Raw genomic sequence first — 18,343 nt, 5'->3', positions numbered from 1 at the left:
GCAGCACAATTTATTGACGCCGGGACCATGCCGCAATAGGAAGCGCGCTGATATCCCAACAGGAGTGTTTCAGATGTCCGAGATGCGCGACGCGGCAATGAGTTCGAAGGCCTGGCCCTTTGAAGAGGCCCGCCGGATTCTGAAACGCTATGAAAAGGCAGCGCCTGAAAAGGGTTACGTGCTGTTCGAGACGGGTTATGGCCCCTCGGGGTTGCCGCATATCGGCACCTTTGGCGAGGTTCTGCGCACCACGATGATCCGCAAGGCCTTCGAGGTGATCAGCGACATTCCGACTCGGCTGATCTGTTTTTCGGACGATCTGGACGGCATGCGCAAGGTTCCCGGCAACGTTCCCAATCAGGAAATGTTGCAGGACAACTTGCAAAAGCCGCTGACCTCGGTGCCCGATCCCTTTGAGACGCACGAAAGCTTTGGCCATCACAACAACGCCATGCTGCGGCGGTTCCTTGATACCTTCGGGTTCGAGTATGACTTCTATTCGGCGACGGAGTTCTATCGCAGCGGCCAGTTCGACGCGGTGCTGTTGCGCGCCTGCGAACGCTATGATGACCTGATGGCGATCATGCTGAAAAGCCTGCGCGAAGAACGGCGCCAGACCTATTCGATCTTTCTGCCGATCCATCCCGAAACCGGGCGGGTTCTGTATGTTCCGATGAAGAACGTCGATGCCGCCAAGGGCGAAATCACCTTTGACGACGAAGACGGCCGCGAATGGACGCTTCCGGTGACCGGCGGCAACGTCAAGCTGCAGTGGAAGCCGGATTTTGGCGCACGCTGGGCCGCGCTGGGCGTCGATTTCGAGATGTACGGCAAGGACCACAGCACCAACACGCCGATCTATGATGGCATCTGCCGCGCCCTTGGTGCCCGCGCGCCTGAACATTTCACCTATGAGCTGTTCCTGGACGATCAGGGGCAGAAAATCTCCAAGTCCTCGGGCAACGGGATTTCCATCGACGAATGGCTGACCTACGCCAGCACGGAATCGCTGTCGTATTTCATGTACCTCAAACCGAAGACGGCCAAGCGCCTGTATTTCGACGTGATCCCCAAGGCGATGGACGAATACCACCAGCAACTGCGCGCCTATGCGACGCAGGATGCGGCGGCGCGGCTGAACAACCCGGTCTGGCACATCCATTCCGGCGATGTTCCCGATTCGAAGATGGTTGTGCCGTTCTCGATGCTGCTGAACCTGGCCAGCGCTGCGGGCGCCGATGACAAGGCCGCGATGTGGGGCTTTATCCGCCGCTATGCGCCGGATGCCACGCCTGAAACCCATCCTGATCTGGATGCGGCGGCGGGCTATGCCGTGAAGTACTATCAGGACTTCGTGAAACCCTCCAAGACGTTCCGGGCACCGGACGAAACGGAGCGGGCGGCGATGGATGATCTGGCGGCGCGGCTGCGGGCCTTTGATGGCGAGGCGGATGACGAAGCGCTGCAAAGCATCGTCTTTGCGGTCGGCAAAGAACACGGGTTCGAGCCGCTGCGCGACTGGTTCAAGGCGCTTTACGAGGTCCTGCTGGGGCAAAGCCAGGGGCCGCGGTTCGGCGGGTTCATCGCGCTGTACGGCGTTCAGGAAACCGTTGAACTGATCGAAAACGGCCTGTCTGGCAAGCTTGGCTGAGGGCGATCAGCCCGGCGCCGGGTTCAGGACCCGACGCGCCGGGCATATCCCCCCATCCCGGCCCCGGGCGATTGCGGAGGCGGGTTAGGATCGGCCTGATCCGCCTTGGTGTCGGGATCGCTTGGGTCGTGGGAGGCGTGATCCCCAACCGAAGTCAGGTCCAACCATCTGGCGCGATCATAGACAGCCTGTGTCGGAACGTTCAGCGTTTCTGCGGTCAGCTGCGCGCGCCCTTCGTACCAAAGGTTGGTAAAGGTCTCTTCCGGCATCAGTAGATCAAAGGCGAACAGCCGTGCTTCGCGCAGGGCCTTGGTATCCGTGGGGGAATACAGGGCCTGGATGCCGTTGTGTGGATACGCTTCGCGGGTGACGGGGACATGCAGCAGCCAATGGCCGATCCCGGTTGCCAGTGTCATCCTGTCCTGGCGGGGTTTGCCACGCCTTGGTAGCCAGATCACCGCATGGCGGTTCAGCGGCACATCCAGAAGGATTTCATTGGGCGCGTCCGAATATTCCACATCGACATTGAGCGCGCGGCACAGTTTGTCCAACGGCCCGCCGTCGTTCAGCGAAATGGTGGGGTTTTGCGACAGCATGTCCTCGACCATCTGGACGATCTCGGCCTCGGACAGGTTGGCGGCAATCGGTTCGATATAGGGATAGTCGGGGTAGGCCCTTGGCATCGCGGCAATCCTGTTCTTGTTGGCGGTCATGGTGTCCGGGGAACCAGGGACAGCGGGGTTTTACAGCGGGAGCCTTTACACTTCCTCAATCCTGGCGCTTCGTTTTGACGAAAATGCAACACGAGCTAGGTTCAAGGGTATGATAGCGGACAGGGAGTGACGCCATGCGCCTTTTGATTTCAGCCATCGCCGCGATGATCGTCCTGAGCGGGGCGCTGCGCGCGCAGGATGTTCAGCCGGCCAATCCGGGGATCGAGCAGGTGATCCGCGATCAGACCCGGGCTTTTCAAGCCGATGATTTTGTCGCGGCCTTTGATTTTGCCGGGCCGGGCATTCGCAGCATGTTCCGCACGCCCGAGAATTTCGGCGCCATGGTGCGCAACGGCTATCCGATGGTCTGGCGCCCGGAAAGCCTGCGCTTTGGCGATCTGCGCGAGATCGGCGGCGCGCTTTGGCAAAAGGTGATCGTGCAGGATGATCAGGGGCGCACCCATGTTCTGGACTATCGCATGGGCCAATACGACGGTGGCTGGCGCATCGACGGCGTGCAACTGCTGGAGGCCCCCGGTCTGGCCGCCTGACCCTGCGATCCGGGCAACACCCACCGCACGGTGCTGTCAAAGCCCGTTAAGAGCCCGTTGATATTTCCCTTGTCCGACCGAGGCGTGATGCCTCTTGCGAGGAAAGGGATGTCGATGAACATGGCAATTACCGATGGGGTGGTCTTTGCACCGCCCGCTTTTGCGGCTGACAATCTTGGGGTATTTTCGCGGGGGGACGGCACCCCCGGATCATCCACCTATGCCAACCTGCCCACGGCGGCCTTTGTCCCGGCGGATCAGGACTTTGGCGGCTGCCTGGAAATCCAGAAGACCGACAGCACGCAGCGCCTGCGTTACATGGGCCAGACGCCGATGTTCCCGGGCACCTACCTGCAGGTGACTATTCGCATCAAGGCGGTCGCGGGGTCGTTGCCCAGCGTGCGCATCGCCGGGTGGGCCGGGGACGCGGGCGGCAACCAGATCAGCGGTGTGACAACGACCGGCCCTTCGGTCCCGCTGACCACCTATGGCAAGGTCGTCGAAGTCAGCGCCATTGTCGGCACCGGCACACGCGGCGGCGTGGACATGGCCTGGGGGCCGCAGGCGGCCTATGGCCATTTCGGCCTGGACCTGACCGGCGCCAGTGGCGGCGTGGTGCGGATTGACGACATCCGGATCGAGGACGTCACGGCCTATTTCCTGCGCGACATGCTCAGCTTTGTCGATGTGCGCGACTATGGCGCCCGCGGGGATGGCACCACCAATGACAGCCCGGCCTTTTCGGCCGCCGATGCCGCGGCCAACGGCCGCCGCGTGCTGGTTCCGGCCGGCACCTATTACCTGGCCGATTCCGTCGAAATCACCAACCGCATCCAGTTCGAAGGCAAGGTCAGCATGCCCGCCGACGCGATCCTGTCGCTGACCAAGAACTTTGAACTGCCGACCTATATCGACGCCTTTGGCGGCGACGAGGAACTGGCCTTCAAGAAGGCTGTCCAGTCGCTGATGAACAATTCGGACCACGAAAGCCTGGACCTGGGCGGACGGCGGATTTCCGTCACCGCCCCGATCGACGTGCGCGGCGCGGTGCCCAACCGCTCCAGCTATGCGCAGCGCCGGGTCATCCGCAACGGTCAGCTGCGCGCCGAGGAAAGCACCGCCTGGAACGAAGAGGTCGTGACCAGTCAGGCGACCTATTCGGCGAACAACCAGTGGAAGCTGACCAATGTGACCAACATCGCCAACATCAAGAAGGGCAGCTATGTCGAAGGTGCCGGCGTGGGGCGCGAGATCTACGTCAAGGACGTCAACCTGGGCGCACAGGAAATCACCCTGTCACAGCCGCTGTCCGACGCGGTGGGGACCCAGTCCTATACCTTTACCCGGTTCAAATACATCCTGGATTTCAGCGGCTTTGACCGTTTGAACGTGTTCGAGATCGAAGACGTGGAATTTCAGTGCGGAGAGCGCGCCTCGGGGATCATCCTTGCGCCGCTGGGGACGGTCAACGTGATCCGCAACTGCGTGTTCAACCGTCCGGCAAAGCGCGGTATCACCTCTCCTGGGGATGGTTGCCAGGGGATGCTGATCGATCACTGCCAGTTCATCAGCTACGAGGGCGGCACCCTGACCCAGGACCGGGTGAGCGTCGCGCTCAACACCAATGCCAACGACGTGAAGATCCGCAATTGCCGGGCGTCGCAGTTCCGTCATTTTGCTGTCATCAGCGGATCGCATGCGATCGTGTCGGGCAACCACTTCTTTCAGGGCGATCCGTCCTCGAACGGGGTGCGCAGCGCCGGGATCGTCATCTGCCTGCGGGCCTGCAACACCCAGATCACCGGCAACTATATCGACAACTGCTTTATCGAATGGACCAACGAACGTGAACCGGAACCGGATTTTACCGGGGGCTTCGGGTTTGCGGGCCTGTCGATCACCAACAACGTGATGTTGTCGTCCAGTGTCGCATCGTGGTTCAGCTATATCGTGGTCAAACCCTATGGCACGGGCCACTACATCAATGGCATGAACGTGTCGGGCAACACCTTCCGCTGTATCGGCGCGACGATCAACCGGGCCGAGCGGGTCGATACATCCTTTGCCAACCTGACGTTCCAAAGCATGAAGAACGTGTTCTTTACCGGGAACACCTATCACAACGTCAGCAAGGGCGCCGAGAACCCGTTGTTGGTGCGTCATTCGCAGGCCAGCGGGGCGCAGACCTGGGTTGTCGATACCGATGATCGCCTGCCCTTCAATGGCTATGCGATGGAGGTCGAAAGCCTGGTCACCCGGTCGCGCCCGCGCGACGGCAACAACGTGTCCAAGTACCACATGCCCTATACCTCGACCCGCGAAGGCAGCGGGCAGGACCAGGTGCATGTGATCTGGCCCGAGGACATGCGCGGCGATGTCACGCTGAAGGTCCGCATGGACATCTGATCCTGCCATGGCGGGAAGGCCGACGGTACTGTCGGCATGGCCGGGCCCCTTTTCGGGGGCCCGGCCTTTTCAGGTCAGATCGCCCGGAGTCAGATCAAAGGCCTTGCCAAAGCCGCCGTTCAGGAACGCGCCCGTCACGGCCAGCCGCATCAGCGCGAAATCGCCAAACCCGATATACAGCTTGGCCTTGGGTTGCAGCCGCAGATAATGCGCTGCCAGCGCGCCATGGTCCGGCGCGCCATGCCGGATGAACTGCGCCGTGCCCTGCAGGCTCAGCCGCGGATGGGTCAGCGGATCGCCCTTTGTGCCCGGCTCACCCACCATAAGCGAGCAGACCGGATTGGCCTTGAGCGCGACGGTATGCGCCGCAAGGTCCGACACCAGCGACAGCGGCAGGCCATCCAGCCCCGGCACCACGGCGATCCGGCTGACCAGTGGCGCGCCGCTGGTCGGGTCCAGCACGGCAAGAGCGCCGAACCGCGCCTTTTGGATCAGGTCGCGGGCCAGCTGGCGGGCTTCGTCGTCGGTGGGGCGAATGGGCGAGGTCATCGCGCCATCCTAGCGGCTTTCAGAAATCCGTCCATAGCCCGAATTTCAACCCGACAGAACTGTCCCCCGTCAGCCCCCAGGTCGCGCCGGTTTCGATCTTGGACCGTTTGCCCATGGGAAAGACAATCGAGGGCGCCAGCCTGACAAAGGCAGGATCGACCGCGGGTTTGCCGGTCTGTACCTGAACGATCAGCTTGCGATCCCGGGCCAGGTTGCGGCCCCAGGTCAGGTCCATCTTGTAGTCGGTCAGGCCGTTTTCGATCTGGTATTCGGCCATGGAATCGATGGTCAGCCAGCCCTTTTCCATGCCCCAGCCGATGAACAGGCCCGGGCGCAGCACCGTCTGTTCCCCGATGCGTCCCAGCCCAAGGGCCGCCGAAACCTTGGGGCCCGTGTCGGTATTGCGCAGCGGGATCTGCAGAAAACCGATGGTCTTGCCATCCCCGGACACCGACCGCCCAAGATCAAATCCGATGGTCAGGCGATCGCTCAGCCCGTATTCCAGATAAGCGGTATAGTATTGTTCGGTCGGGTTGGGCGATGTCCAATGCCGCAGGTTCTGCGGCCAGGACAGCCGCACGTCGGTGCTGAAGAACCCCTTGCCCTCCTCGCGTGGCCATGCACCAGCCTGCGCCATCGCGGCGCAGAGCATCAGGATCAATCCTGCAATCAATGCGCGCAGGGGCATGCAACGGTTCCTTTCCCGGCCAGAATGGCCCCCGCGTGGTTAATGCGGCGTTAAGTGTCGGGCAGGGGGCTGGCTTTTGACATGCTGCGGGTGCACAGTGGTCGGTGTCTTCAAGGGGGACGGGAACATGACAGGTCAGGTCATCACGGTGGCGCAGCAAAAGGGCGGCTCGGGCAAGACGACGCTGGCCGTCAATATCGGCGTCGGCCTGCGGGCGCTGGGCAAACGCGTGGCCTTTGTCGACCTTGATCCACAAGGCAGCCTTGGACGCTGGTTCATGACCCGCGCCGAAGCCCGCCCCGACCTGATCGAGGGGCTCGATTTCTCGACCTCGTCGGCCTGGGGCATTTCCTACGAAGTGCGCAAGCTGGGCGCGGATTTCGACTTCGTGATCGTCGACACTCCGCCCAAGGCCGACAGCGATCTGCGCCCGGCGCTGCGGGTCGCCGACCTGGTGGTCGTTCCGGTGTCGGTCAGCCACGTGGACCTGTGGGCCACCGAGGGCGTGCTGGACCTGGCCAACCGTGAAAACCGCGACACGCTGCTGGTGATGAACCGCACCCGCAACGGCACCAGGCTGGGCGCCGACGTGGCGCAGGCCGCCGCCAGGATGGAGGCCCGCGTCGCCGATGCCGCCCTTGCCAACCGCGTTGTCTATGCGGAATCGCTGGGGCTGGGTCTGGGCGCGGTGGAAATGCCGCGCGGTCCCGCCCGGGACGAGGTCGCAGCCCTCACGGCAGAGGTGGCGCGGCATCTGTCAAACGGGTAAGGAACGGCTCAAAGGAGACGATCCATGACAGACCTTGCCGCACTGGCCCAGCTGATCCGCGCCGATTCCAATGCCCGCGGCCAGACGATTTCGAAACTGGGGTATTTCTGCGCGCCCTTCCAGCCCGCCACCGGCCCCTTTTCCGACAAGGTCATCAAGGTCTATCGCGGACTGTCCGATGCCGCCGCCCTCGACCGGCTCAAATCCTGCCACGACGACTATGTCGATGCGCTGAACGCCTCGGGCGTAGGTCTGCCCGACACGCAATTCCACCTGCTCGACATTGACGGCGCGCGCATCCCGGTGATCGTGCAACAGGCCCTGCCCACCGAGCGCCTGATGCGCCCGCTGATGCAAAGCGGCACCCGCGACGAGACGCTGGAAATGATGGAGGCCGCCGGCCAGATCATCGCGACCTTCTGGCTATGGGCCAGGGGGCAACAGACCCGCATCGGCTTTCACCCCTCGATCCGCAACTTCGCCTATATCGACGGGCGCGCGGTCTTCTTCGACACCTTCCCGCCGCTGATCCACTATTCGCGCGACGAAATGGGCAAGATGCTCTTGCTCTTCTCCGACAAACGCCTGATGCGGATCGTCGGGCCTTTCCTGCAAAAGAAGGTCACCGGCATCCAGGACGAATGGTACTCGCCCCCCGAAACGCTGGTCGGCCTGGTCGGCAGCGCCTGCCGCCTGCGCCCCGAACATGCGCAAAGCTACCTTGACTGGGGCCGCGAATTCGCCACCCGCGCGATGCAGCCTTGGGCAGACGAGGCCATCGCAGGCATGAAGGAACCGCCGCGCCTGCCAGGTTATTGGACAGGCTTTCGCAAGATCCTCGGCCTTCAGGGCGAACCCAATATCGAAAAATGAAAAAGCGGGCCGCAAATCGCGCCCCGCCCTGGTCTTCTTCTTGGCCGAAATACTCCGGGGAGTGTGAGGGGCTGGCCCCTCACGCCCACAGACCGGCCAGGCGCCTCAGACGATCTTGATCCCGGCGTCCTTGATGTCCTTCAGGAACTGGTCCAGCCCCTTGTCTGTCAGAACGTGGTTCGCCATGGCCTTGATCACCGCCGGGGGCGCGGTGGCCACGTCGGCACCGATCTTGGCGCAATCGCTCATGTGGTTGGCGGTGCGGATCGAGGCCGCCAGGATCTGCGTGTCAAAGCCGTAGTTGTCATAGATCTCGCGGATGTCCGCGATCAGCTCCAGACCGTCGATGTTGATGTCGTCCAGACGCCCGATAAAGGGCGAAATGAAGGTCGCGCCGGCCTTGGCCGCCAGCAGCGCCTGGTTGGCCGAAAAGCACAGCGTGACGTTGACCATCTTGCCTTCTTCGGACAGCACCTTGCAGGCCTTCAGACCGTCCCAGGTCAGCGGCACCTTGACGGCGATGTTCTCGGCGATCTCGGCCAGTTTGCGGCCCTCGGCGATCATGGTTTCGGCGTCCACGGCGGTGACCTCGGCAGAGACGGGGCCGTCGACCAGCTCGCAGATCTCGCGGGTGACTTCCAGGATGTCGCGCCCGGATTTCTTGATCAGCGACGGGTTGGTGGTCACACCATCCACCATGCCCAGATCGTTCAATTCGCGGATGGCATCGATTTCGGCGGTGTCTACAAAGAATTTCATGAGGCGTGCTCCCTTTGATGGCTTGGCCTTTCCTGCATCGGGCTTTACCCCTTTTGCATGGCGCACAAAACCCCGGATCGACACGACCCCCCCGGCTACTACGAGACTGGCGAGCTTGTGGCGGTGCTGACGGCACAGCCCCTGGACCGTCTGCTGGACTACAAGGCCCCCGAAGGCGGCTGCCATCTTGGCGCATTCGTCGAGGTGCCTCTTGGTCCGCGCAAGGTGCAGGGCGTGGTCTGGGGGCCGGGGCAGGGGGACTATGACCGCTCGAAAATCCGCTCGGTCATCCGGGTTCTGGATACACCCCCCATGCGCGAGGAAATGCGGGCCTTTCTGGAACGTTGCGGCGCCTACACGCTGACGCCCATGTCGATGATGCTGCGCCTTGCCACCCGCGCGCCGGGGCTGGGCGATCCGCCGTCGATGCGCAAGGTGTACCGGCTGGGCGATGCCGAACCGCCGCGCATGACCGACGCCCGCCGCCGTGTGCTGGACGCGGCGCAGGACATGGGCGGGTTGGCCCTGACGCTCAAGGAATTGGCCGAGGCCGCGGGCGTCACCACGTCCGTGGTCAAGGGCCTGCTGCCCTCGGGCGCGATTCGAGAAGAGGAAAGCCCCCGCGACACGCCCTTTCCGTTGCTTGATGCCGACTATGGCGGCAAGACCCTGACCGAGGATCAATCCGCCGCGGCAGAACGCCTGCGCGCCAGCGTTCGCGCCGACAGCTATGGCACGACCCTGCTGAAAGGCGTCACCGGATCAGGCAAGACCGAGGTTTACCTCGAGGCCGTGGCCGAGGCGCTGCGCCAAGGGCGGCAGGCGCTGGTCCTGCTGCCGGAAATCGCCCTGTCGGCCGAATTCCTGACCCGGGTCGAGGCACGTTTCGGCGCCAAGCCCGCCGAATGGCATTCCGGCGTGACCATGACGGACCGCCGCCGGACCTGGCGCATGGTCGCCGAAGGCCACGCCCAACTGGTCGTCGGGGCGCGCTCGGCCCTGTTCCTGCCCTATCAAAACCTTGGCCTGATCGTCGTCGATGAAGAACACGACACCAGCTACAAGCAGGACGAGGGCGTGATGTACAACGCCCGCGACATGGCGGTTCTGCGCGCCTCGATCCTTGGGGCGCAGGTTGTGTTGGCGACCGCGACCCCCAGCCTTGAAAGCTGGGCCAATGCCGAAGCGGGCAAGTATGACAAGCTGGTGCTGACCTCGCGCTTTGGCGAGGCGGTGTTGCCGGAAATGCGCAGCATTGACATGCGCGGTGAAAAGCTGCCGTCGAACCGCTGGATCTCGTCGCAACTGGAAACCGCCGTCAAACAGCGGATGGAGCGCGGCGAACAGGCGCTTTTGTTCCTGAACCGGCGCGGCTATGCGCCTGTGACGCTGTGCCGGGCCTGCGGGCAACAGATCGGCTGCCCACATTGCGACGCGCGCATGGTCGAACACCGGTTCCTGCAGCGACTGGTCTGCCATCAGTGCGGCGAAAACACCCCCATCCCCACGACCTGCCCCAGTTGCCAGGCCGAAGATCGCCTGGCCCCCGTCGGTCCCGGCGTCGAACGCATGGCCGAAGAGGCGCAGGAGCTGTTCGAGGGCGCGCGCATCGCCGTTCTGTCGTCCGACCTGTACGGCACCGCGCGCGAGCTGAAGGCGCATATCGAGAATATCGCCCAGGGCGGCGCCGACATCATCATCGGCACGCAACTGGTGGCCAAGGGGCACAACTTTCCGCTGTTGACCCTGGTGGGTGTGATCGACGCCGACCTTGGCCTGCAAGGGTCCGACCTGCGCGCCGCTGAACGCACCTTTCAGCTGATGCGGCAGGTGGCGGGGCGCGCAGGGCGGGCGGACAAACCCGGGGTTGCGATGCTGCAGACCTATCAACCCGAACATCCCGTCATCCGCGCCATTCTGGCCGGGGACGAAGAAAGCTTTTGGCGGGCCGAGGCCGAAGAGCGCCGCGCCGCCGGCATGCCGCCCTATGGCCGTTTGGCCGGGATCATCCTGTCGGGCGGCGAGGCGCAGCAGGTGTTCGACCTGGGCAACCACCTGGCGCGTAATGACGCGGCTTTGCGGCGGGTGGGCGCGGTGGTCTACGGGCCGGCCCCCGCGCCGATTGCGCGGGTGCGCGGGCGGCACCGGGTGCGGCTGCTGGTCAAGGCGCCCAAGGGCGTCGCGTTGCAGGGGGCGATCAGTGACTGGGTCGCGCCGATCAAGCTGCGCGGCGATCTGCGGCTGGCCATCGACATCGACCCGCAAAGCTTTTTCTAGACGGTCAGCCCTGCGAAAATGGCACGCGGGCCATCGGGGATCGGCATGGGGCGCCCGTTCTGGCCCGTCAGGACCTGCGCGAAAAAGCCCTCGGCACTGGCGGTCTGGTCATCGTTTCGGAACAGCCCGATTTCAAAGCGCAAGGAAGAGCGGCCCAGATGCCCGACCCGCAGCCCGGCATGCACGATGTCGGGAAAGCCAAGTTCGGAATGATAGCGCACCCCGGTTTCGACCACGAGAAAGCGCAGCGCCTCTGGCCCGCGGATCTGCACGCCCTGATCCAGCTGCCACAGGCTGACCGCCGTGTCGATAAACGACAGGTAGGCGGCGTTGTTCATGTGGCCGTATTCGTCATTGTCCATCCAGCGCGTTGGCAGGGTGCGAAAGGCGGCGTAATCGGCGCGGGTTGCGGGGGCAGGGCGGCTCATCACGATCTCAGCAGGCGAAAGGCGGTCGAAGCCCCCCAGCCCGCCGCGATGGCGATGGCAAGGGACAGCAAGCCATAGATCAGCGGCTGCTGCCGCGACAGCACGAACAACCAGCGTTCCAGCCCGACCTTGTGTACTTCGATCTCGGTCTCGAAGCTGGAAATGACCTCGCCGCCGCGGGTCAGGAAGATGCGCGTGGGATAGGCGCCTTCGGTCAGGTTGGCGGGCATGGTGATCGAGGTGTTGAACAGGGTCGACTGCCGCAGCTCGACACTGTTTTCATGCACCTGGTACAGCCCGTCGTTTTCGCGGATGCGGATCACCGCCTGGCTGAAACTTTGCGCATCCTGCACCTGCATCGGCGCGCCCACCGACCGGATCGCGCGCGGGATCGAAATGTGGTGGCGCAGGTCCTCGACGTTGGTGATCACCTCGCCCCAGGGCGCCGAGGTGGCGACCGCATAGAAGGACGGCGCATGATCGACCTCGACCGACTCGGTGTTCACCCAGATGCCAAAACGGCGTTCCTTGCGGCGCACGGTCAACGGTTGCTGCGGCCCGGCAAGGGTGATGATGACCTGGAGCGGTTCGCCCTCGGGGATCGGCACCTCGCGCTTGATCGCGCCAAAGATCAGGATTTCCGAGCCGTTGAAATCCGTCGAGATCGACACGCTGTCCTGGCTCAGGCCCAGCACCACCTGTTCGGCGCGCAGGGGCAGGGCCGACAGGGCAAACAGCAAGGCCAGGGACAAGAGGCGCATGATCAGGCCCCCGCGATGCTGTAAAGTTCGGAAGGTTCGATCAACAGCTCCAGCGCCAGCTTGGCGCAGACCAGCAACACAAGGCCCGCCAGCAGGATGCGCAGCTGTTCCGCCTTCATCCGCGATCCGATGCCCGCGCCGAACTGCGCGCCGATGACGCCGCCGATCAGCAGCAGCACGGCCAGCACGATATCGACGGTATAGTTGGTGGCCGCATGCAGCGTCGTGGTGAAGGCCGCGACAAAGATGATCTGGAACAGCGAAGTGCCGACAACCACCTTGGTCGGCATGCCCAGAAGATAGATCATCGCGGGCACCATGATGAACCCGCCACCGACCCCCATGATCGCGGCCATCACGCCCACCATCAGCCCCACCACCAGCGGCGGGATCACCGAGATATACAGCCCCGAGGTGCGGAACCGGATCTTGAACGGCAGCTTGTGCACCCAGTTGTGTTTTCTGCGCTTGGGCGGCACGCCGCGCCGGGATTTGCGCAGCGCGTTCAGGCTTTCGACGAACATCAGCGCGCCGATGATGCCCAGGAAGATCACGTAGAACAGGCTGACCAGCAGATCGACCTGGCCCAGGCTTTTGAGGTGGTTGAACAGGGCCACCCCGAACGAGGCACCGACCAACCCGCCGATCAGCAGCACGGTGCCCATCCTCAGATCGACGGTCTTGCGTTTGAAATGCGCCAGCACGGCCGAAAAGGATGACGCGACGATCTGGTTGGCACCGGTGGCCACCGCCACGGCGGGCGGAATGCCGATGAAGAACAGCAGCGGCGTCAAAAGGAACCCGCCGCCCACCCCGAACATGCCCGACAAAAGGCCGACAAGCCCGCCCAACCCGAGAAGGAGGAAAATGTTGACCGATACCTCGGCTATGGGGAGGTAGACCTGCATTCCAATATCTAGCGCCGCCCGGCGGCCAAAGGCAACGGGGCGGCGCATGTTTCTTGTTGCAGGCGCGGGCTTTGCCCGGGATTAACGCTCTTTGACGTAGGGCGCGCCGCCGGCCCGGGGCGGAATGGCCTTGCCGACGAACCCGGCAAGGATCACCACCGTCAGGATATAGGGCAGCGCGTCCATGACCTGCACCGGCACGGTAAAGGCACCCAGATCAATGTTCTGATAACGCAGCGCCACCGCCTGAAGCAGGCCGAACAGCAGGCAGGCGGACAGGGCGTACCATGGGCGCCACTTGGCGAAGATCAGCGCGGCAAGCGCGATATAGCCCCGCCCGGCGGTCATTTCGCGGACAAAGCCGGCCTGAAGACCCGTCGCCAGGTAGGCCCCGGCCAACCCGCAAAGCAGCCCGCAGATCATCACGGCGGCAAAGCGCAGCCCCTTGACCGAAACCCCGGCGGTATCGACGGCATCGGGCGCTTCGCCCACGGCGCGCAGGCGCAGGCCGAACCGGGTGCGGAACAGCACCCACCAGGTCAGCGGCACCATGGCAAAGGCGACATAGACAAGGAAGGAATGCCCCGAAATCAGGTCGGCGTAGATCGGCCCCAGAACCGGCACCGGGCGCAGCGCCTCGGCAAAGGGTAGGGTCAGCTCTTCGAAGCGCGCGCCGCCGACCAGCGACGGGGTGCGCCCGCCCTGGCCAAACCAGCTTTGCGCGATCAGGACCGTCAGCCCCGAGGCCAGGAAATTCAGCGCCACGCCGGAAATCAGCTGGTTGCCGCGAAACGTGATCGAGGCCAGCCCGTGCAGCAGCGACATCGCCAGCGATGCGCCGATCCCCGCCAGCAAGCCCAGCCAGACCGACCCGGTGACAAAGGCCACGGCGGCGGAAAAGAACCCAGCGATCAGCATCTTGCCCTCAAGCCCGATGTCAAAGACCCCGGCGCGTTCGGAAAACAGCCCGGCCAGGCAGGCCAACAACAGCGGCGTCGACAGACGAACGGTGCTGTCCAGCACCTGGATGATCGTGTTCAGATCCATCAGCGGGGCTCCTTTCCGAATGTCAGGAACAGCTTTTCAAGCGGCATGCGTACCATGTTGTCCAGCGCGCCGGTGAACAGGATGACCAGCGCCTGGATGACGGTGATCAATTCGCGCGGGATGTTGGTCCACAGCGCCAGTTCCGCCCCGCCCTGGTACAGGAACCCGAACAGAAGCGCGGCAAGGAAGACGCCGACGGGGTGGCTGCGGCCCATCAGGGCCACGGCGATGCCGATGAAGCCGGCGCCCTCGGTGGCGTTCATCACCAGCCGTTCGGCTTCGCCCATGGTGGTGTTCAGCGCCATCATCCCGGCCAGCCCGCCCGAGATCAGCATCGACACGACGGTGATCTTGACCGGCGAGATCCCGGCATATTTCGCGGCGGTTTCCGAATGGCCAAAGGCCCGCAATTCATAGCCAAGCCGGGTGCGCCAGACCAGGAACCAGAAGGCGACGCAGGCCAGCACCGCCAGGAAAAAGGTCACGTTGGCCGGCGATCCGCGGAACAGCGGGTTGTCCGCCGTCGCGAACATGTCCTGAAAGGTCGGCAGGTGCGTGGCATCGGGAAAGCGCGCGGTCGCCGGGTCCATCGCGCCCCTGGGGCGCAGCAGGTTGACCAGGACATAGTTCAGCACGGCGGCGGCAATGAAGTTGAACATGATCGTGGTGATCACGATATGGCTGCCCCGTTTCGCCTGAAGATAGGCGGGGATCAACGCCCAGGCCGCCCCGAACAGCGCCGCCGCAACGGTGGCGCCCAGCAAGGCCAGCGACCAATGCGGCCATGGGATGAACAGGCAGGCCAGCGCCACGCCCAAGCCACCGATCATCGCCTGGCCTTCGCCGCCGATGTTGAACATGCGGGCATGAAAGGCGATGGCCACGCAAAGCCCGGTAAAGATGAAGTTGGTGGTGTAATACAGGGTGTATCCCCACCCCGAAGAGCGCATCAGCGCGCCTTCGACCATCAGCTTGAAGGCGTCGATCGGGTTTTCGCCGATCGCCAGGATGACCAGCGCCGAGATGATCGCCGCCAGCAGGATCGAGAACAAGGGAACAAGGACCGCATCGGCCCAGGCTGGCATCTTATCCATGGTGCGCTTCCTTCCGGATCTTTGCGCCAGAGGCGATGTCGGATGCCTCCGGCGGGAGTATTTGGGCCAAGAAGAAGACAGGGCCGGTCATGTCTTGGCGCCTTTGCGTACCGTTTTCGCCAGCATCTTTTCTTCGATGGCCTGGATGATCGGTTTGTCGGTCTTTTCGGTGACGCCCGCCATCAACAGGCCCAGTTCGGTCTGGTCGGTTTCCGAGGGCAGGCGTTCGCCCATGATCTGGCCGTCGAACATGACGGCGATGCGATCCGACAGCGACATGATTTCGTCCAGCTCGACCGAGACCAGCAAGATCGCCTTGCCGGCGTCGCGCAGGGCGACGATCTGCTGGTGGATGAATTCGATGGCGCCGATGTCGACGCCGCGTGTCGGCTGGCCGATCAGCAGGATGTCCGGGTTGCGCTCGATCTCGCGGGCGAGGACGATCTTTTGCTGGTTGCCGCCCGAAAAGCTTTGTGCCGCCAGGTTGGGGTTGGGCGGGCGGACGTCAAAGCGCTCCATCTTTTTTGCGGCCTCGGCCTTGATCGCCGCGTTGTCCATCAGCAGCCCCTTTTGCCACTGCGGGTCGCGGTGATAACCGAACACCATGTTTTCCCAGGCGGTATAGGGCAGGATCAGCCCTTCGCCGTGGCGGTCTTCGGGGACATGGGCGATGCCGCGCGCGCGGCGGCTTTGGCCGTCGGAATGTTTGCCGGTCAGGTCGATTTCCTGGCCGTTGACGCGCACGTTGCCGGTTGCGTCGGCATAGCCGCCCAGAACTTCGAGCAGTTCGGACTGGCCGTTGCCGGACACACCGGCGATGCCGACGATCTCTCCGGCGCGCACGTTCAGCGAAATGCCTTTCAGACGCTCGACCTTGTCCTTGTCCACATGGCGCAGGTTCTCGATTTCGAGCACCAGCGCGCCCGGCGTCGCGGGCTTCTTGTCGACCCGCAGCAGGACCTTGCGGCCGACCATCAGTTCGGCCAGATGTTCGGGGTCGGTTTCCGAGGTCTTGACGGTGGCGGTCATCTCGCCGCGGCGCATGACCGAAACGGTGTCGGTGATTTCCATGATCTCGCGCAGCTTGTGGGTGATCATGATGATGGTTTTGCCTTCGTCCTTGAGCCCGCGCAGGATGCGGAACAGGTGGTCGGCCTCGGCGGGGGTCAGCACGCCTGTGGGTTCGTCCAGGATCAGGATGTCGGCCTCGCGGTACAGCGCCTTGAGGATTTCGACACGCTGCTGGTGGCCGACGGACAGGTCTTCGATCAGGGCGTCGGGATCGACGTTCAGCTGGTAGTCCTGGGCAAGCTGTTTCAGCACGCCGCGGGCGCGGGCCAGGCTGGGCCGCAACAGCCCGCCGTCCTCGGCGCCCAGAATCACGTTTTCCAGCACGGTAAAGTTCTGCACCAGCTTGAAGTGCTGAAAGACCATGCCGATGCCGGCGGCGATGGCGGCCTGGCTGTCGGGGATCTCGGTCTTTTTGCCGCCGATGAAGATTTCGCCTTCGTCGGCTTTGTAGAAACCGTAAAGGATCGACATCAGCGTCGATTTGCCCGCACCGTTTTCACCGATGATGCCATGGATCGTGCCGCGTTCGACCCGGATGTTGATATCCTTGTTGGCCTGAACGGGGCCAAAGGCCTTGGATATGCCTTTGAGTTCGATTGCTGGGGCTTGGGTCATGCTGCGCCTTTGAACTGGGGGCGTCCGCCTGGTCGCCCGCAAGGGCAGTGCCGCCGCCGGGGGCGCAGGCGAAGGCCAGGGCCGGGATCAACCCGGCCCTGGAACTGGATCAGAACTGCAGGACGGGGCAGGTGTCGTCCGACGAATAATCGTGGACCGAAATTTCGCCCGCGATGATCTTGGCGCGCGCGTCATCCACGGCTGCCTTCATTTCGTCGGACACCAGGCTGGCGTTGTTGTCGTCCAGCGCATAGCCCACGCCCTCTTCGGCCAGGCCCAGCACCTTGACGCCGGTTTCCAGATCGGCGCCGGCGGTCATGGCTTCGTTCACGGCGACATCGACACGCTTGAGCATCGAGGTCAGGACCTTGCCGGGGTGCAGGTAGTTCTGGTTGCTGTCCACGCCGACCGACAGGATGCCTTCGTCAGCGGCGGTTTGCAGCACGCCCAGACCGGTGCCGCCAGCGGCCGCATAGATCACGTCGGCGCCCTGGCTGATCTGCGCCTTGGCCAGTTCCGAACCCTTGACCGGGTCGTTCCATGCGGCGGGGGTGGTGCCGGTCATGTTGGCGATCACCTGGGCGTCCGGGTTCACCGCCATCGCGCCCTGGGCATAGCCGCAGGCGAATTTGCGGATCAGCGGAATGTCCATACCGCCGACAAAGCCGACGGTGCCGGATTTCGACGCCATCGCGGCCATCATGCCAACCAGGTAGGAGCCTTCGTGCTCGGAGAACAGGATCGACAGGACGTTGGGATGTTCGCCCGGATCGACAAAGCCGTCGATGGTCACGAACTTGGTGTCCGGGTAGTCGGCGGCCACGGCAGCAATCGGCGAGGACATCGAGAAGCCGGTGGTCACGATCGGGTTGAAGCCGGCCTCGGCAAAGCGGCGCAGGGCCTGTTCGCGCTGCGCTTCGGACTGCAGTTCGATGTCCTTGTAGCTGCCGCCGGTGTCGGCTGCGAACTTCTCGGCGCCGTTGAAGGCCGCTTCGTTGAAGGATTTGTCGAATTTGCCGCCAAGGTCATAGATCAGCGCCGGGTCGGCCAGTGCTGCGCCCGCGCTGAGCGCGACGGCGGCCACAGTGCCCAGTGTTTTTGCGATAAAAGTCATTGAGATGCTCCCAGTCGGTTTAGGGGCGGTCCTCGTTCTTGGGGCCGCCTCGCGGAATGCTGTCAATTA

The 18,343-nt window shown here is 63.6% G+C and carries 17 protein-coding genes; 6 read left to right on the top strand and 11 right to left on the bottom strand.

Going from position 1 to position 18,343, the window contains the following annotated elements:
- Positions 1-73 precede the first annotated feature (73 nt).
- Positions 74-1,651: a lysine--tRNA ligase gene (locus QF118_RS00700; RefSeq protein WP_282300721.1), complete on the top strand. Its 1,578-nt coding sequence runs from the start codon at positions 74-76 to the stop codon at positions 1,649-1,651.
- A 23-nt stretch (positions 1,652-1,674) separates the two neighbouring features.
- Here QF118_RS00700 and QF118_RS00695 read toward each other — a convergent pair whose 3' ends face one another.
- A complete protein-coding gene (locus QF118_RS00695; protein ID WP_282300720.1) occupies positions 1,675-2,364 on the bottom strand; it encodes an ImmA/IrrE family metallo-endopeptidase in 690 nt (229 codons plus the stop codon).
- Positions 2,365-2,498: 134 nt separating this feature from the next.
- Between QF118_RS00695 and QF118_RS00690 the strand changes: the two genes are divergently transcribed.
- On the top strand, positions 2,499-2,915 hold the full coding sequence (locus QF118_RS00690; protein ID WP_282300719.1) for a DUF4864 domain-containing protein: 417 nt from the start codon (positions 2,499-2,501) through the stop codon (positions 2,913-2,915).
- A 114-nt stretch (positions 2,916-3,029) separates the two neighbouring features.
- Positions 3,030-5,321 carry a glycosyl hydrolase family 28-related protein gene (locus QF118_RS00685; RefSeq protein WP_282300718.1) on the top strand — a complete coding sequence of 764 codons (2,292 nt, stop codon included), beginning with the start codon at positions 3,030-3,032 and terminating at the stop codon, positions 5,319-5,321.
- A gap of 69 nt (positions 5,322-5,390) precedes the next feature.
- Here QF118_RS00685 and QF118_RS00680 read toward each other — a convergent pair whose 3' ends face one another.
- Both QF118_RS00680 and QF118_RS00675 read right to left on the bottom strand, forming a co-directional pair.
- Positions 5,391-5,870, bottom strand: a complete 480-nt coding sequence (locus tag QF118_RS00680) for a HugZ family pyridoxamine 5'-phosphate oxidase (RefSeq protein ID WP_282300717.1) — start codon at positions 5,868-5,870, stop codon at positions 5,391-5,393.
- A gap of 19 nt (positions 5,871-5,889) precedes the next feature.
- Positions 5,890-6,558, bottom strand: a complete 669-nt coding sequence (locus QF118_RS00675; protein WP_282300716.1) for a hypothetical protein — start codon at positions 6,556-6,558, stop codon at positions 5,890-5,892.
- A 127-nt stretch (positions 6,559-6,685) separates the two neighbouring features.
- Between QF118_RS00675 and parA the strand changes: the two genes are divergently transcribed.
- Together parA and QF118_RS00665 are read left to right on the top strand one after the other, a co-directional pair.
- Positions 6,686-7,327, top strand: a complete 642-nt coding sequence (parA, locus tag QF118_RS00670) for a ParA family partition ATPase (protein ID WP_282300715.1) — start codon at positions 6,686-6,688, stop codon at positions 7,325-7,327.
- Between the two features lie 24 nt (positions 7,328-7,351).
- Positions 7,352-8,200 (top strand): DUF6206 family protein, encoded by an 849-nt coding sequence (locus tag QF118_RS00665; protein ID WP_282300714.1) that lies wholly within the window; start codon positions 7,352-7,354, stop codon positions 8,198-8,200.
- 105 nt (positions 8,201-8,305) lie between these two features.
- Here the strand turns inward: QF118_RS00665 and fsa are convergent, their stop codons facing one another.
- Entirely contained in the window at positions 8,306-8,959 is a 654-nt protein-coding gene (gene fsa / locus QF118_RS00660; RefSeq protein ID WP_282300713.1) for a fructose-6-phosphate aldolase, read from the bottom strand.
- 57 nt (positions 8,960-9,016) lie between these two features.
- On the opposite strand from fsa, the gene QF118_RS00655 reads away from it, so the two are divergent.
- Entirely contained in the window at positions 9,017-11,236 is a 2,220-nt protein-coding gene (locus QF118_RS00655; protein ID WP_282300712.1) for a primosomal protein N', read from the top strand.
- On the opposite strand, the gene QF118_RS00650 is transcribed toward QF118_RS00655, so the two are convergent.
- From QF118_RS00650 to QF118_RS00620, 7 genes are all read right to left on the bottom strand, one after another.
- Complete coding sequence (locus tag QF118_RS00650; protein WP_282300711.1) at positions 11,233-11,664, bottom strand: acyl-CoA thioesterase; 432 nt, start codon at positions 11,662-11,664, stop codon at positions 11,233-11,235. The two genes, QF118_RS00655 and QF118_RS00650, sit on opposite strands and share 4 nt — an antisense overlap.
- Positions 11,664-12,425, bottom strand: a complete 762-nt coding sequence (locus tag QF118_RS00645) for a TIGR02186 family protein (RefSeq protein WP_282300710.1) — start codon at positions 12,423-12,425, stop codon at positions 11,664-11,666. The genes QF118_RS00650 and QF118_RS00645 overlap by 1 nt, the downstream gene beginning before the upstream one ends.
- 2 nt (positions 12,426-12,427) lie before the next feature.
- Complete coding sequence (locus QF118_RS00640; protein WP_282300709.1) at positions 12,428-13,333, bottom strand: sulfite exporter TauE/SafE family protein; 906 nt, start codon at positions 13,331-13,333, stop codon at positions 12,428-12,430.
- An 81-nt stretch (positions 13,334-13,414) separates the two neighbouring features.
- On the bottom strand, positions 13,415-14,380 hold the full coding sequence (locus QF118_RS00635) for an ABC transporter permease (protein WP_282300708.1): 966 nt from the start codon (positions 14,378-14,380) through the stop codon (positions 13,415-13,417).
- The gene (locus QF118_RS00630) at positions 14,380-15,474 is read right to left on the bottom strand and encodes an ABC transporter permease (protein WP_282300707.1); all 1,095 of its coding nucleotides are present in this window, start codon (positions 15,472-15,474) and stop codon (positions 14,380-14,382) included. The genes QF118_RS00635 and QF118_RS00630 overlap by 1 nt, the downstream gene beginning before the upstream one ends.
- Positions 15,475-15,561: 87 nt before the next feature.
- Positions 15,562-17,160 (bottom strand): ABC transporter ATP-binding protein, encoded by a 1,599-nt coding sequence (locus tag QF118_RS00625; RefSeq protein ID WP_282300706.1) that lies wholly within the window; start codon positions 17,158-17,160, stop codon positions 15,562-15,564.
- Positions 17,161-17,269: 109 nt separating this feature from the next.
- Positions 17,270-18,274, bottom strand: coding sequence for a BMP family lipoprotein (locus QF118_RS00620; RefSeq protein WP_282300705.1), 1,005 nt, complete (start codon positions 18,272-18,274; stop codon positions 17,270-17,272).
- Positions 18,275-18,343 lie beyond the last annotated feature (69 nt).

This window comes from Tropicibacter oceani, assembly GCF_029958925.1.
Taxonomy (GTDB): domain Bacteria; phylum Pseudomonadota; class Alphaproteobacteria; order Rhodobacterales; family Rhodobacteraceae; genus Pacificoceanicola; species Pacificoceanicola oceani.
The sequence above is the reverse complement of the archived record's forward strand: the minus strand, read 5'-3'. Positions and strand labels throughout refer to the sequence as shown.